This window comes from Chryseolinea sp. T2 (genome assembly GCF_037203685.1).
Taxonomy (GTDB): domain Bacteria; phylum Bacteroidota; class Bacteroidia; order Cytophagales; family Cyclobacteriaceae; genus Chryseolinea.
The window spans coordinates 1,038,719-1,055,189 of record NZ_JBBCAU010000001.1; the positions used below are offsets into that span (position 1 = coordinate 1,038,719).

Here is a 16,471-nt window from a genome sequence, read left to right on the forward strand (position 1 = left end):
TTGGTGCAGGGATTCGTCGGGGTGATTGACGCGCATTACATCACATTGATCGTTTGTTAAATATATTTGCAAGCGCGATTTGTTTTTATATAGTGAGCACTTCAACATTAAGGGGATGGAAGACAAAGAGATCGTAACAGTCAGTATCGGCGTATTGGATAGTGGTCCGTTTTATCACGGGACAAAGGCTGATCTGCAGATTGGTGAGTTTCTAACCGCGGGATTCAGGTCGAATTACAAGCCGGAAGTGATCATGAATCACATCTATTTCACTGCGTTGGTGAATGGAGCGGGTCTCGCTGCGGCTTTGGCACCTGGCGACAGAACTGAGCGGGTTTACATCGTTGAGCCTACGGGTAGCTTTGAAAATGATCCCAACGTAACGGACAAGAAATTTCCCGGCAACCCAACCCGATCATATCGCAGTCAGGCGCCGTTGAAGATTATCGGCGAGGTGACAGAATGGGTGAGATTAACCCCCGAAGAACTTCAGATGTGGCAGGAGAGGCTGGCGAACATAAAGGCAAATCCGAAAGCCGAGATCATCAATTGAATGACGGAAATCGACGATAGAATGGTGGCCTACAGGCCTGAGCCAAATCCATTTGCGCTTTGTAAGGCATTTTAAAGATTTCGTGCGGTAAAGTATGGAATCGGTAACGGATCTGAATCTGAAAGTAAATCCGGACTTCGGAAAACGAACAAATCCAATGTAGTTGGGCCATTTGCTTTTGTTGTGGTTAACCGATCGGAAAGGATGAGCTTTCTTAATTCAGCTTTGTTATGAGAACGTTATCAGCATCAACCCTATTGATTGTTGTGTCCATATCAGCACATGGACAATTCGTGGACAAGGAACCAGCAATTTTATCATTTGGTCTCTCTCTGTCTGTAAAGTATCATCATATAGATGTCAGTAAACTGAACGATTTTTTAAGAAGCAATGATTTAAAGGATGTAAAGTCCGGATACGGGAATATTGGCGCCGGAATAAATTATAAATTCAACAGGCATTTTTTTGAAGTTGCTGGCGACGTAGATATAAATGAGACGACAGCGTATAATGACAGTGATATTGGTACTTCGAGTTATGGCTATTCAATGAATATAAATTATGGATATGAACTTAAGTTGTATGATCAGTTTAAAATAATGCCTTACCTGGGTATATCCCGAACTACATTCAAAACAAAGATCAGTGATAAGGCAGGCCCGAACTTCGAGTTTCAAAATGTAACGACCGACAGAAATTCCATTTCCCTGGACAATGATACTTTTAGTGTAAATCCGGGTGCTAAGATATGGATGCCACTCGGGGACGGAGATTTTAGTTACATAGTGCTCGATGTTGGCTATGGATTCAAAACAAGCAGCAAGTGGACGATTGATGACGCCACAGTTGACAACGCGCCGGAGATCAACCCGAGTGGGATGAAAATTGGAGTGACGTTTCTGTTCATGATGTGCAGGTAGGTTAGAAAAGCTATCCAGGATCGACGAAAACAAAGACTTTAAATGGAATTCGCAGCAGATAACCATGTAGTCAAGCTCTGTGCTCAGGGCATGGACTTCGAAGGATTGGGCAAGTCGGAAGATGCCTTGAGGTTATTTCTTCAGGCGTGGGGTGAGGCATCGAACAACTTTGAGAAATTTATCGCTGCGCATTATGTTGCGCGGCATCAGAATAGCGTAACAGAAAAATTGGAATGGGACGAAACAGCATTGCGACTGGCATTGGAAATTGATGATGCCAACGTAAAGGGAGCATGGCCTTCGTTGTATCTGAACGTCGGCAAATGTTATGAAGATTTGAAAAGGCCTCAGGATGCGAAGGCGAATTATGAGTTAGCGCTTTCGTTCACAAACTTTCTGCACGATGATGGATATGGGAATATGATCAGAGGGGGAATAATGAATGGGCTTTCCAGAGTGACGGCTGATGAGTGAGCAGGAACCAAAACTTTCTGTCGCGGCTCTTTATTGGGCTGTGCCACCGCCTCGCATTGAATCTGTAGTCTGCTCCGATTTATTAATTTGATAATCCGCACATTTTTGTCAATTCCAATTGCCGGCACATCTTTTCGCCGGAAATGGAAACTACTCCGGCCAATTTGTTTTCGCGACTAAGACGTGACGATCGCAATGCGATGAACGAGCTCTTTGAGCAATACTATGTGCCGCTTTGCCGGTTTGCCTGCTCCTATGTGGCACTCAGTGAAGCCGAGGAACTCGTGTCGGATGTTTTTGTTGGAGTTTGGCGTGCCCGAAAAACGATCAGCATCGAAAGCAGTGTTCGCGCATACTTCTATGCGTCAGTGCGATATGCATGTTATCGCGTCATATCTGCGAGAAAGCTAAATACGTTGAGCCTTGACGAACTCGAAGACGTTGTAGATGTTGCAGCATCGCGCGGTCCGGACGATGACATTATTTTTAAGGAGACGCAGTCGTTCGTCTCTGCTGTTGTACAACAACTTCCACCCCGATGTCGACAGGTATTTATCATGAACCGTTATGATGGACTTTCTTACAAGGAGATTGCGGAAATCATGGGCATTTCTGAGAAGACGGTGGAGAACCAATTGGTGAAGGCCCTGCAGGTTATCCGAGCTAACCTGCTGCAATATGAGAAAGCGTAATATTCGCTTAACCGAACGATAACATTATCAAATAGTGGGTGAGCTGGTTTTGATGCTCTACAACATCAGAAACCGGACTCATGTCAAACGAACCCTCACATCTTATCGTTCGCTACTTATCGAACGAGGCAACACCCGAAGAACAGGAAGAACTGCTGAACTGGGTGAGTGCGAGCGCTGACAATCAAAGAATATTTCAGCAGTATGCCGTTGCCTGGAACAAGGATGAAGTACGTATACCCGTAGTTAACAAGACGCGGGCGCTTCAATCGTTAAATGGGCACATCGATCTGATCGAGGAAGAGTCTTTGAAGCGCTCGCGACCATTGTGGCTTAAGATAGCAGCAACTGTCACGATACTTGCCATTTCCAGCTTTTTCGTATGGAGTGTAGTCCTTTCGCCAAGTGAGATTGAATACGCGGTAGCCTCTACAATTTCCGGCCAACGTACCACGATACAACTTGCAGATGGAAGCACAGTTCATCTGAATGCCTCCAGTAGTTTGCGATATCCCATACAACTCAATGACGATACGCGTGAAGTCTTTCTCGAGGGCGAGGCATTTTTCGAAGTGTCGCGCGATCCATCGAAACCATTTATTGTGCATACCGACGCCGTTGCCACTGAAGTATTAGGAACGTCCTTTAATATAAATGCTGACAGTGCAACGGTTGCTGTTACTGTGGCGACGGGTAAGGTCAGAGTTTCAGATCATTTGAAACAGGAAATTCTTTTACCGAATGAACACCTGGATATCGTGCGACATTCAGGTGAAATGAATCGCTCGCACGTGGAACTGGGTGTGGCCTTAGCATGGATGAATAACACCATTGTATTTGACGATGTGGCACTTGACGACGCCGCGCGAAAGCTTGAACGCTGGTATGGCGTAAAGATAGTACTTGAAAGTTCGCGATTGTCGCACTGCAGGATCACTGGTACATACAGAGGTGAAAGTTTAAGACACGTGCTGGAAGCGATCCATTTCACCACAGGTGCACAGTTTCAAATATCAGATAACGGCCGTGTGACTTTGTCAGGAAAGGGATGTGAGTAATGTGCGCTTTGTAAATGACATCATAATAGACGGGCAATGACATCATATAAAGAATCGCTTATTCAGGATGTGAGTGCCTTTGAAGACTACACCGACCAGGAGAGAAAACAGACTAACTCAATAACCCCACAATAACAAATGAATAAACTAATACCATTCAGGTGCGGCGCCGCGTGTTTCCTTTTTCGGGGAATTAAGGTTGCGCTATTGCTGCAATGCTGCCTGTTCAACGTTCTGTTTGCCAATGATGGCAACGCACAGGACGTTCACCGGGTCGCGATCCGATTCGCGCGTGTAGACATGACGATAAGCGAGTTGTTTCAGTCTATTGAGGCCAGTACGGATTTTAATTTTTCGTACAGCAACAAGGCAATGCCCCTCGGTCGTAAAGTGAGAATATCGGCGAAGGAAACCACGGTTGGTGCTGCCCTTGACCAGGTCGCCTCACTTGCAGCGCTTGAGTTCAGACAGTCGAACTATACAATCATGGTCAAGGCCACGGCAAAACACCTGGTTCGGTCGGAGGCAACCGCGATAGGAATTATTCGCGGACGAGTGACAGATGCTCAAACCAGTGAAGTGTTGCCGGGTGCATCAGTCATTATTAAAGGGACGGCTAGCGGAACGACGACGGATGTAAACGGGGAGTATCTCCTGCGTGTTCCGGAAGGTGATATAGTACTTGAGGTAACCTATATCGGTTATGCAGTACTTTCGGAGACAGTTGCCGTTGCTGGCGCTCAAACCATTGAACACGATATTAAGCTTGCCAGCGATTTCAAAACGCTGGACGACGTGGTGATTACTGGTTCGCTGATGGGTCAGCAAAAGGCGCTCAACCAGCAGAAGACAGCAGATAATATCAAGAATATTGTTAGTGCGGATCAGATTGGTCGCTTTCCCGATCCGAACGTAGCCGAGGCGTTGCAGCGTGTGCCGGGAGTGAATATTGAACGCGATCAGGGAGAAGGAAGATACGTTTTGGTACGTGGTCTTGCTCCTCAATTTACAAATGTGAGTATTAACGGAGAGCAGATCCCATCTCCTGAAGCAGGCGTTCGCTATGTTGCCCTTGATGCCGTTCCGGCGGATCAGCTGGCATCTATTGAAGTCACCAAAGCGCTTACGCCCGATATGGATGGCGATGCTATTGGTGGAAGCGTTAACCTGATCACGCGCACGGCACAATCGGAGAATCTTGGAATTAGTGCATCGGCACTGGCGGGTTACAACAACCTTGTTGAGAAGGCCAACTTCCAGGGCTCACTTGAACTCAGCAAGAGGTTTCTCAAGAATAAGCTCGGCGTTATGCTGAACTCCAGCTACTATGTTACTGACCGCGGCTCCGACGACTGGGAACGAGATGACAATGATTTCGAGCTACGCGATTACATTCTGCAACGTACCAGACTTGGACTTAGTGGAACTGTGGATTACCGCTTTAATGACAAGAACGAGATCTATTTCAGAACGATCTATAACCGATTTACTGATCACGAGGTAAGACGTCGCTACATCTTTGTTCCTAATATTGACGAGTCGCCATTTGAAGACAATTCGATTGAACGCTATACCAAAGACCGCCTCGAGAAACAAATGATCACCAGTTACAACCTTGGGGCTAAGCATGACTTCAATAAATTCCGCCTCGACTACGAAGTGGCTTATGCTGAAGCGATTCAGGATACACCATTTGACACGGAGATCGGATCTGTTGGCGAGTTTGATGCACTGAGTATCGATTACACTACTAATCCGAAGTTTCCAAGCTTTACGGTTGATGGCATCGCGCAGAACAACCCGGAGAATCCTTATCTCGATAACACGCTGTACGAGTTCGACGAGTTCGTTATGGGCAGGACTTACGCACTGGATGTAAACAAGACGGCGAAGATGAACATCTCTGTGCCGTTCAAAGCAGGTTCGGGTGATGGGCTCATCAAGTTTGGTGGAAAGGTACGAATGAAGGAGAAGGAGTATCGCGTATCAGAAAATGTGTTTGGATGGAACGGCGGGGATGTGACGTTCCCCGGTTTTGAAACGGGCGATTATACGCTTGAGAAATACGCCGGCGGGCTTGTCGACAAAGACTTCTTCTCAGGACGCTATACATTGCGCGCGAGTGCAGATCCCTCAAAAGTTATCTCACACTTTAATGCGAACCAGTACGGTTACGAGCTTGACGTGGAAGACAAGCAGACCGCGGAAGCGCTGGAGGCGTACACGGCAACGGAAGATGTATACGCCGGTTATCTGATGGCCAAGCTACAGTTTCAGAAGTTGATGTTGCTGGGTGGTATGCGCTACGAACTTACCAAAGTTGACTACCGCTCAAGCGAGGCGATCTACAATTTCGAAGATGAAGTAGAGGATATCGTTCCCATTGAAGGGTCTACCGATTATGGTTTCTTTCTTCCGCAATTGCATGCGAAGTATGCGATCGACAACAACACGAACGTACGACTTGCTCTTACGCGTACTTATGCGAGACCTAATTTTCAGGACATCATTCCGAGCCAGGAGATTGAGTTCAGTGCACGTGAGGGTACTATTGGCAATCCGGACCTCAAACCTGTTGATGCTTCGAATATTGACCTAATGGTTGAACATTACTTTGGAAACGTTGGTATTCTTTCCGGTGGATTCTTCTATAAGAATCTCGACAACTTCATTTTTAATCATCGGTTTGCAAGCTCTAACTATCCAGGAGCGGAAGGTGTTGATCTGACTTTAACGCAGGCACAAAATGGCGAGAGCGCTGATCTCGTCGGATTTGAGGTAGCGTATCAACAGAACCTTACATTCCTGCCAGGATTTCTTAAGGGTCTTTCAGTTTACGCGAATTACACTTACACATCGTCCGATGCACGGATTCAATCACGTGAGAATGCCAGTGGTACTGAAAAGATCAGACTGCCGGGCCAGGCTACCAGCGTCGGTAACTTCTCGTTGGCATATGATCATAAGCGCGTCAACTTCAGAATTGCAAGTAACTTTAATGGAGAATATCTCAGTGAAGTTGGCGGCGATGCCAGCGAGGATCTCTTCGTAAGACGTCGTGTACAACTTGATGCTACTGCAACGGTGGCCGTAACCCAGCGGCTGCGTCTGTTCGCAGAGTTCCTCAATATCACCAATCAGCCTTTCGAAGTGTTTATGGGTGATGAAAATCATTACATCCAACGGGAGTTCTACTCGTGGTGGAGCCGCGTCGGTCTAAAGTTTGATCTCTAATCCAGAACTACTATGCGTATCAAGAAATTAAGTCGATATACATTCCTGCTGTTTGTTGTACTCGGATGGTCGTGCGTCGAAAACGACCTCGACGTTTATCCAAATGATGAGAACTTTCCATTGCAGCTGGTTCTGGATGCGGATGAGGGCGCCGACCTTGCCGATGCTGAGGACTACGGACTCGAAGTTGCTTTTGCAGACCATATTGGAGATCTGCCCGGTCAAGCCTTAACGTTGCACTATGTAATTGAAGATCTGGAAGAGGATATGGCCGGTTCGGTGATGATCGAAAAGGTCATATACGAATATGAAGATGATGATTGTGTCTTTGAGCGAGAATTAGAATTTAGTGCAGAAGGTGAGGGTACTTCGGGGACGATTACGCTTCATGTTGATGAGGATCTGAAGACGGTTCCCGAGTCATTTGAGATTGTATTCAAACTTCCGGGCAAGGAGAACACTGAGGGAAGCTTCTCGTTTACGCTCTCTGATCTTTCAGGCGGAGACAATGTGATCCTCGGGGCACCTTTGACATTTGAGTATGAAGTGTTGGATTCTGACGTTGCCGGAGAATGGAAACTGGAATTGGATTCTGAGGAAGCCTTTGAAAAATTCAAAGCAGTATTTGGACCGTTGAATTCTTCATTAGAGGAATTATCTTTTGAAGATATCACCGGAGAAGTTACGGCCGAGTTTGAGTTTGGTGAGATGAAGTTTGTTGTGGAGCTGGCTGAAGAGGAGGAGGTTATTACCTGCGAGGACGGCGAGACAGAAACGGAGATGGAGCATTTGGAAATTGAAATCGAGGCAGATTATGAGGCTGAGGATGGTGAGCTGTCGTTTGAGGGAAGCCATTTTATTCTTGGTGACGACGGTGAGGTTGAAGACGAACTCGATTTTCAGATTGAGGCAACTTATGATGTTGCTACTGAAACGATGACAATTTCATTCCTTAAGGTTATTGACGAAGACCACTTCGAGGACGGCGATGAACTTTATGCGGAAGAAGGCGGTGCTATATTTACATTTGAGAAAGACTAAGCGCTGATGGACGTACGTAAAATAGTGATCATGCTGATGGTGCTTTCAGCATTTGCCTGCAAGAACAAGTCTTCGGAACAGATTAAAGAAAACCGTGATTCCGTATCGGTGCTCAGGCCGGCAGTTGTAACAGATTCTGTTAAGTATGACACGGATGATCCTGCTATCTGGATCAATCCTTTGGACAAATCACAGAGTCTGATCATTGGTACTGACAAAGGTGGTGACACCGGCGATGGTGCATTGTATGTGTTTGGCCTAGACGGCCGTGAGATCAAGGAGAAGACGATTCATGGCATTAAGCGTCCCAACAATGTCGATGTCGCTTATGGCCTCACGATCGGTAAGGAAATGTTTGACGTCGCAGTTTGCACGGAGCGAAATACGAACTCGATTCGCGTATTCAGCTTGCCAGACATGAAAGCCCTCGACGGTGGAGGACTGCCCGTATTCGAGAATGATACCGCGCGTTTGCCCATGGGCATAGCGTTGTATAAACACAAGGAGGATATATACGCGATCGTTTCACGAAAGTCGGGGCCGTCAGGATCGTATCTTCATCAGTACCTGCTCGATGGTAAGAGCGGGAAGCTAAAGGCGACCCAGGTACGCGCGTTCGGGGAGTACAGCGGCATGCACGAGATCGAGGCCGTTGCCGTCGATAACGAAGCAGGTTACATTTATTTTAGTGATGAAGGGGCGGGTATCAGGAAATATTATGCGCATCCGGACAGTTCAAATCGTGAGCTAGCCTTCTTTGGCACGTCGGGATTTGCTGATAATCATGAGGGAATTTCGATCTATAAGAGTGACTCGCTTCGTGGATATATCATTGTGTCTGATCAGCAGGCTAACCAATTCCATTTCTTCAGACGCGAAGGTTCAAGTGCGAATCCGCACAAACACCTATCCGTGGGAATTCTAAAGGCTTCAACGGTTGAAAGCGACGGGAACGAGGTAACGAATGTTGCCCTGCCAGGATATCCGCAGGGGTTCTTCATTGCGATGAGCGATGACAAGACGTTCCAGATTTATCCCTGGATTGATGTTATGAAGTGGATGAAGCTCGATGATTGATCATCAGCTCGACAACTGCTATCATTCTACAACACTGCCATATTACTTGAATCAAGGTGGCCCGAGTCCAGTTCGCGGTTGATTTGTTTAACGACAGAATCGATTGCATGGGCTTCGGCCACCATTTTTTGGATAATAAACTGCGCGTCCGGCCCACCCGTTAGCTGAGATATCGAAGCCAGTCCCATTAATCGCGCAACTGGTCCCCGCAGCTGGTGAGCGTTTGTATAGCTGTATCTTATTAATACATCGTTTTGCGTTTTGATGCGATTAGTGCGTTCGTTGACGATCTTTTCAAGGTCCCGGTTTACTGCGCTAAGTACATCCTGCGTATGGACCAGTTGTTCATTCTGCGCTTCAATTTCGTGAGCCTTGTTATGAAGTTCATGGTTTGCTGTTTGGAGACTATCCTGCGTTTTATCGTAACTGGATTTCAGAATGTAGGTGGTGTAAGTGAGTACCAGATAGAGCACAAAGTAAGTGATGGCTCCCGAGATCGCTTCGTTCATGTTCAAGCTGAAACGGGTGGTGATGTCACCAATCGATGACCGGAAGGTTAGCACAATACAGATCACACATAGCAGGTGCATGATGACCAGGAGTCTGCCTCTGAGCATCACGGAATGAATAAATCCGCATAGGATGATTACCGAGAGATGAGTGACAATATTGTGGGGTGGCGTGAATGCTACGAAGGCGATGGTTGCCAGGATCAACCCGGTAAGGATCAGTACCGCGATCGTTGGATACTTCTTTCGTATGATAAAGGCAATCACATTAGCCGCCAATGCAATTGTCTGCGCGACGATGGAAACATGATTCGACGGATGCAGGATAATGTTGGCAGCCAGCGCCGGCAACGTGCCCACAATACTCATTGCGAGGAACGTGTTCAGAAAGAAACTTTCTATTTTGGACATTGGAGAGGAGGCTTTATCGACTTGCGATTGGGTCATCTAAGTTAACAACTGGAGGTGAATCAAAATAAACTATCGCATTTTCGTGGAGTAAATACCTCGATCGTGTAATAATGAGCGCTCCCAAAAGCTTTGAACTGTTGCGCTTTTCCACAAGGATCGGCCTTTTACCGGATTGGTCTATGGTTTGAGAGCAGCAAGTCATGAAGCACAAGAAACTCTTTTGGACGGCCATGGCCGCTGCGGCCATGGTACCCGTCCTTTACTATACACGTTCAACGGCACCGAGCGGAGCGAAGCCGGTGACCTCATTTGACAAGCAGAAGTACCTGGGAAAATGGTACGAGATTGCACGACTTGATTACTATTTCGAGCAAAACCTCGACAACGTAACTGCTACCTATTCACTCAATGAAGATGGGACCATCCGGGTTGACAATAAAGGCTTCGATGTGTTAAAAAATAAGTGGAAGGAAAGTATTGGAAAGGCCAAGTTTGCCGATGACCCGAGTGTTGGAAAGCTTAAGGTTTCTTTCTTCGGACCGTTCTACGCGGGGTACAATGTTATCGCCATTGACGAGCATTATCAATACGCTCTTGTCGCCGGGCGCAACCTTGATTACCTGTGGTTGCTGTCGCGTGAAACAACTATGCCTGAGCGTGTAAGCAAGTCATTTCTGCAGAAGGCGTCTGCGCTTGGCTATCAGGTTAAGAACCTTATCTGGGTGAAGCACGACCAATAAGGTTACCGTTGGGTTTCGCGTATTCTTCCGATTTTAAGACCTTGTGCTTATGTCATCGGGTAGAAAATTGACGGACGTGCTCGTAGAGAGTGCGCTCATCGTCTTTGGTATATTGCTGGGTCTCTATTTTCAGAGTCTAGCCGACAAGCGGGAGGTGGAAGCTAAGAAGGAGATTGCGCTTTCGAGGGTAATCAAGGAGATTTCGCATAATAAAGATGTTGTTGCCGAGGCTGTACAAAACCACGAGCTCATTATCCGACGACTTAGTCATTCGGATTCCATACAGGCTTACCTTTCGAAAAAACCATTTGATATCCGTCGCGTATTGGGTGCACAACCGATCTACAAAGTTTATCCACGAGCGACTTCGTGGAATGCAGCAAACGCTTCGGGCATTGTTGCTGAATTTGATTTTACTCATCTGGAGTTGCTCACTGACAATTACTCCTTGCAGCAGAATGTAATTGATCAGGTGTCAGCCGTTGCTGATATTATTCTAAATAGTTCGACACAGGATCCGCAGGCCACGATGAATGGCCTGTTAATGAATATGCAGGAGCTTGCCGGACGTGAAAAGTTATTGGTGATGAACTATGAGCAGATTCTCAGGCTGATCACGACAGACACAAAGAACAACTAATACAGGATGCATCATTCTCATCGTGCATACGATGATTTAACGTGTAATGTCTATTTCCAGATCAAGCTTTACAGTAATCTTCTTTCCGGTCGCGTGGCGATATCCATTGATGATTGCAGCTTGATCGGCAGCGGTTACATCAGATGACGCCTCGGAACCATTTGCATTCACTGCGATCAACCATGTTGGATCAGTTTGTTCGATTTCACAGATCAGAAATTTGCCATCGCGTTTTACGGAAAGATTGATTTCATTATTCCCGACTCGCACATGTCTGATCGCGGCTTCATTCCAGTCAGCAGGAAGCTTGGGTGATAGTCGAATGAGCCTATTGGGTGCGTCGGGATGAATGCCGAAGATGCCAGATACGAGAGGTACAGCCACGCCGTAGATATTCCAGGCTTGTGTGATCATTCCGAAGTCGGGCGAGACTTCATACATTGAGCCTGGCAATGCATAGCTGAAAGAGCGTCCGAGCTTTTTCATCATGCGCAACGCCAGGTCTACCTGACCATAGCGGGTCGCGCCTACTGCAATGACTCCCGTCGGCAAGGTCATTACGGCGCCCGTATACGAAAATATTTTCTTACGGGATGCAAGGACTACACTGTCGGGCTCGTCTGTCTTGTCGATTCCCGTTACAAACAAACCGAATACATTCTGAAATTTTTCTGATTTCTTCAGTGCCTTCAGGGCATGTTCACGGCTGGCGATTCCTGTTTCCATCGGTGTGTTGACCACCCAATTATTGTAGATGAGGAAGGTACGCTGACCCTGAACCGGATTCGATGAAAGTCGATTTTGCAATGCTTTCAATTCCTTTACGGACTCTATCTTTTTCATGGTATCGGACCTCACCAATGCGGAGTTAAGGATATGGCTGCCCTCTTCCGCCGTCGAGCGGAAATCGCCAAACGATTGCTGATCGTTTACCCACCACTGAGTATCGATCTTTTTCTTTAGAGTTTCGGCCTGCGCTCCATACTCTTTTGAGAGCTCCGTTTCGCCGATAGTGGATGCCAGGGCTGCGGCACTGGCCAACGCCTGCTGAGTGTAAACGGCAACGTCGATCATTTCGAGTTCGGACTCCAAGCCCGGGATCTCCATCATTCCACTTCCATTAGGGTATCCGTTGTGATCAGGATCTTTCGAGGTAAGCAGCCACTCAACGCCCTTTTTCAGATCCGGGAATATGTCTTTTACTAATTGCACGTCGCCAGTCCATTGCATGTAATTATATATGAGGGTTATGAACTGTGCAGTCTCATTGACATTTCCCCGGTTGTACACAACGCCATTGGTCGATACCTCATGGATGATGCGGCCGTTAGAGTTTGTGCGTTTGGAAATTTTGTTCAACAGCAGGATGGTATTCTTTACGAGCTCGTGGTCACCTGTTGCCAACACGCCCTGTAGTGCATAGGTTGCATCCGCGCCGAACCACCAGGGATAATCCGGAAGCCCGGCTGAAAGGCCAATGCCCTCATTTGGCACTTCCCGAACCAGCCAGTCGGTATTGAATTTCATCCAGGCATACATGTCCGATATGCCTTCGTCGGGAATGGTGATTGCAGAGCGATGAACGATCTGACCATACCGTTTGATCTTGTTCAGCAAGTAGTCACTGGCATTTGAACGCAACAGTTCGAGCGTATTTATCGCGGCTTCCTCCGACTGAGAGGAGCCACTAATGTAGACGGGTATAACCGAATCGCTATTTGCTTCCAGTGTGACATCCATACAAAGGCTGCCAGTCACACCGTTGTCGGGCGCATGCGCAGGCTGGCAATCAATACCTGTTTCGTTATGTACAACTGGCGCCATCGAACCGACAACAGCAAACCATGGATTGGATTGGTCTCTGAATACCAGTGCTGAGAGCTTTGAATCAAACCGGACTTCGTCTTTGCCATCGTTTATTTTCAGGCTATCGGAGAGCCATGTTGGACGGAGGTCGGATTTGGCGTTAATGCAAAGTTTGACTTGCTTTCGGTCAGCGCTCTTATTGATCAGTTTATATTGAACGACGATACCTTCCGTGTTGTCGGGAACGAATTGAAACCGCTCGACATCAATATCAACCGAAGGCCATGAAAAGTAATTTTCATTTCCGACCGGGTAATTAACAAATCGAATAGCGGAATCAAGACAGTATTGTTTATCACCATTTAACTGGAGCGCAGCTGTAAATCCATCCAGCAACTTGACAGGATGGTCCCAGATGCCTCCCATTTCGCCATTGATATGCCATCCCAGGTCGGTGAAGGATCCGTTCTGATTGCCAATCATGTAGACCCGATTTCCGGGGGTTACAAATGGAGATTGCAGATAATTTTGCTGCCCCGTAATAGAAGGAAGGTCCCTGATAACAGGGAGAGGTTTAACTGAATCGGTACCTTCGCGGCGGCTGCACGCGCAGCATAGAACTGCAATCGATAGAATCCAGAGTCGGATCATAAATTATTATTCTGCAAAGTCTTGTCGTAATGAAATATGTTACGTTATCACTACTTCAAATGTATTGAAATATCCTCCGCTTTTGAATGCCATCGGTATAGTTGAAGGAGTCTCCTGTTTTGACTGAGGGAGGATGATAGTATTCTAGCGTAATTTTTGTTTCTTGTGGCTAAACGACCCTCATGCCCCCTAAGCCGGACATAACGTTAAACTTGCGCTCTACAGAGGAGAGGCAGGCTGTGTTACGGACTCAGGTGCTCATGCTGGCCTTATCGGTAGCTACCGCTCTGTTTTTCTTTGATCTGCTTCATATCCGTGGTCTTATTCCCGGAGTTCTTCCTTTTTACACGTTGCTTTTCGGAGGCTTAGGCCTGGCGTTATATCTCAACCAAAGAAGGAAGTTTGCTGCGTCTTCGTATGTGGCATTGGGCACACTCAATGTTATTGTCTTTTCATTCTCACTTTCTCTGGATGAAGTATTGATGCTGTTCACCCCGGTCGCTGTCGGGGCTTTGGTAATTATTCCCTTTGAATACCGAGCTGCCAGGTGGGGATTTGTGATCTTGAGCTACACTTTGTTTTGCATCAGTTTGTTCGGCGACTTTGAACTGTTCAGGGTTGATATTGATGAGACTGGAGAATCCGTCGTGTTCTTTGCCAGTGGAACGACAGCGATCGTATGTCTTTTGGTCGTATTGCAGTTCTGGATCCGCCAAACTCAGGCTACGGAGGCGAACCTGCAACAACAGCGACGTCACCTCCTGCAGTTAACTGACGACCTTCAGAAAAGCAAAGAGCGCTTTTCTTTGGTTATCAAGGGAAGCGGCGCAGGCATTTACGAATGGAATGTAAAAACGAATACGCTTTATCTCAGCAATGAGTGGAAGCAGATCATGGGCTATTCATCCGACGATTTGCAAGACTTCATGATCGAGGATCTCACGGGCCTCATGCATCCGGATGATCGTCCTGAATTGCACAGAAAAATTGAAGAGCATTTTGCTGACCGGAAGCCCTTTCAGAATGAGTCGCGCCGACGTCACAAGAATGGGACGTACCGTTGGATTTACGACAGTGGTTTAAGTACCACCGATGAGAATGGAAATATTGATGTCGTTGTCGGTTCGATCATTGACATAACTGAGAGGAAAAGTGCCGAGCTACTCATGCATGATCAGAACGAATGGTTAAAGAAAACAAACCGCGATCTTGATCAGCTTGTTCATAGTGCCTCACATGATCTGCGTTCGCCTTTGAGTTCGGTGCTCGGATTATTAACGATTTCTGAGATGGCTGGCAGCAAGGAGGAGATTTACGCGTATCACGGTATGATACGTGACCGGGTGCGCAAGCTTGATGAATTTGTGACGGATGTGCTTCATTACTCCAGGAATAGTCACCGTGAGGTAGTGAAGTCGGAAGTCTCGCTTGCACAGCTGGCGAAGGAGACCGTTGACGAGCTGAAGTATGCAGATTCCAAAGTGGCCATTGACATCTCGCCAGCGGTCAGCAACGATGTGACTATAGTAACGGATTACGGTCGCCTGAAGACGGTACTTGGAAATCTGATCGGTAACTCGATCAAGTATTCCGATCCGAGAAAGGATGAGCCTTTCATCAAGTTGGAGACGACGCTCGATAGCAACGCCTGCATGATCGCAGTGCATGACAACGGTATCGGTATCGGCAAGGAACATCACGAGAAGATTTTCGAAATGTTCTATCGCGCTACAGAGAATTCGAGCGGTTCAGGATTGGGGCTTTTTATTACCAAAGAGATTGTTGAGAAACTCGGAGGAACTATTAGTATATCTTCCACACCGCGCGTGGGCACCTCCGTTTGGGTGAAGCTGCCATTGGCCTGAGACGCGTATCGTTGAATTCGGGAAGCAGCTGACTAAAATCCTTTCTTTGAAATCACAGAATACGGAGGGATCGGTGTATCAATTGGTGGCCTGATTTTCAATCGGTATTCTAGTGACCTGGAATATGTAAGGGATGATGCCATTTGTTTCTGCGAAGTGCACTTCCAATGCGTCTCCGGGAAGGTATTCATTGTAGAATTCCTGGTCTACCCGAAGTTGTCTGTCACCAATGATAACATAGTACGTTGTCTTTTTATTGTCACCGGAGTCTGCTGTAGTTTCGAGACGGTTTGTAACAACACCACGGATCACCGTCTTTACGCCCCGACTTACAATTCTGCGGTACGCTTTCAGCACAGATGCCAATGACACTGCGATTAGGATCAAGACAGCAGCGGCTATTGCATACGCAAAAGGACCGCCATCAATAAAGAAGTAAACGATAACGAATCCGACAATGGCGCATATTGGTAACACTGCCATGGATTGGCGCATCGTCTTTGACAATGCGGCGAGGTCTGTGCTGCTTAGCGATGTTTCCTGCTCATAATGAAGAGCAATGCCTTTGTTCTGCAGATCGGCAAGATTTTGTTTAGCAACAGGATCTGTCTTGCGCGGCTTCTTAGCAAGGAAAAAGGCAACGCCAAAAAGTACCGCTATTGTCGACCAGAATATTGCCGCAAATGTGAGTGAATTTTTATACTCGAGCCAGGCAACGCCGATCACTATAACAGCCATCGCAAGGGTGAAAATTACAAGAGGATGTGTTGTTCTCGGGGAGCGGGGCATCAATAAAATTA

The 16,471-nt window shown here is 46.9% G+C and carries 14 protein-coding genes; 11 read left to right on the forward strand and 3 right to left on the reverse strand.

The features are described from left to right. Window positions 1-115: 115 nt before the first annotated feature. From arr to WBG78_RS04300, 8 genes are all read left to right on the forward strand, one after another. Window positions 116-553 carry an NAD(+)--rifampin ADP-ribosyltransferase gene (gene arr / locus WBG78_RS04265; protein ID WP_337325135.1) on the forward strand — a complete coding sequence of 146 codons (438 nt, stop codon included), beginning with the start codon at window positions 116-118 and terminating at the stop codon, window positions 551-553. Between the two features lie 230 nt (window positions 554-783). Further along, entirely contained in the window at window positions 784-1,473 is a 690-nt protein-coding gene (locus WBG78_RS04270; protein ID WP_337325136.1) for an outer membrane beta-barrel protein, read from the forward strand. Window positions 1,474-1,515: 42 nt separating this feature from the next. Further along, window positions 1,516-1,947, forward strand: a complete 432-nt coding sequence (locus WBG78_RS04275) for an rRNA adenine methyltransferase (RefSeq protein WP_337325137.1) — start codon at window positions 1,516-1,518, stop codon at window positions 1,945-1,947. 143 nt (window positions 1,948-2,090) lie between these two features. After that, a complete protein-coding gene (locus tag WBG78_RS04280; protein WP_337325138.1) occupies window positions 2,091-2,639 on the forward strand; it encodes an RNA polymerase sigma-70 factor in 549 nt (182 codons plus the stop codon). A gap of 80 nt (window positions 2,640-2,719) precedes the next feature. Then, entirely contained in the window at window positions 2,720-3,697 is a 978-nt protein-coding gene (locus WBG78_RS04285; protein WP_337325139.1) for a FecR family protein, read from the forward strand. A 138-nt stretch (window positions 3,698-3,835) separates the two neighbouring features. Next, entirely contained in the window at window positions 3,836-6,931 is a 3,096-nt protein-coding gene (locus WBG78_RS04290; RefSeq protein ID WP_337325140.1) for a TonB-dependent receptor, read from the forward strand. 12 nt (window positions 6,932-6,943) lie between these two features. Further along, complete coding sequence (locus tag WBG78_RS04295) at window positions 6,944-7,972, forward strand: hypothetical protein (protein ID WP_337325141.1); 1,029 nt, start codon at window positions 6,944-6,946, stop codon at window positions 7,970-7,972. Between the two features lie 6 nt (window positions 7,973-7,978). Beyond that, a complete protein-coding gene (locus WBG78_RS04300) occupies window positions 7,979-9,049 on the forward strand; it encodes a phytase (protein ID WP_337325142.1) in 1,071 nt (356 codons plus the stop codon). A 26-nt stretch (window positions 9,050-9,075) separates the two neighbouring features. Here the strand turns inward: WBG78_RS04300 and WBG78_RS04305 are convergent, their stop codons facing one another. Next, the gene (locus tag WBG78_RS04305) at window positions 9,076-9,969 is read right to left on the reverse strand and encodes a hypothetical protein (protein WP_337325143.1); all 894 of its coding nucleotides are present in this window, start codon (window positions 9,967-9,969) and stop codon (window positions 9,076-9,078) included. A gap of 200 nt (window positions 9,970-10,169) precedes the next feature. Here WBG78_RS04305 and WBG78_RS04310 point away from each other — a divergent pair, with 200 nt between their 5' ends. Both WBG78_RS04310 and WBG78_RS04315 read left to right on the forward strand, forming a co-directional pair. Then, a complete protein-coding gene (locus tag WBG78_RS04310; protein ID WP_337325144.1) occupies window positions 10,170-10,709 on the forward strand; it encodes a lipocalin family protein in 540 nt (179 codons plus the stop codon). 49 nt (window positions 10,710-10,758) lie between these two features. Further along, window positions 10,759-11,349: a hypothetical protein gene (locus WBG78_RS04315; protein WP_337325145.1), complete on the forward strand. Its 591-nt coding sequence runs from the start codon at window positions 10,759-10,761 to the stop codon at window positions 11,347-11,349. Between the two features lie 36 nt (window positions 11,350-11,385). Here the strand turns inward: WBG78_RS04315 and WBG78_RS04320 are convergent, their stop codons facing one another. Beyond that, window positions 11,386-13,806, reverse strand: coding sequence for a glycogen debranching protein (locus WBG78_RS04320; protein WP_337325146.1), 2,421 nt, complete (start codon window positions 13,804-13,806; stop codon window positions 11,386-11,388). 182 nt (window positions 13,807-13,988) lie between these two features. On the opposite strand from WBG78_RS04320, the gene WBG78_RS04325 reads away from it, so the two are divergent. Then, window positions 13,989-15,671: a sensor histidine kinase gene (locus tag WBG78_RS04325; RefSeq protein WP_337325147.1), complete on the forward strand. Its 1,683-nt coding sequence runs from the start codon at window positions 13,989-13,991 to the stop codon at window positions 15,669-15,671. Window positions 15,672-15,749: 78 nt separating this feature from the next. Here WBG78_RS04325 and WBG78_RS04330 read toward each other — a convergent pair whose 3' ends face one another. Next, window positions 15,750-16,409 carry a hypothetical protein gene (locus WBG78_RS04330; RefSeq protein ID WP_337325148.1) on the reverse strand — a complete coding sequence of 220 codons (660 nt, stop codon included), beginning with the start codon at window positions 16,407-16,409 and terminating at the stop codon, window positions 15,750-15,752. Window positions 16,410-16,471: the final 62 nt, after the last annotated feature.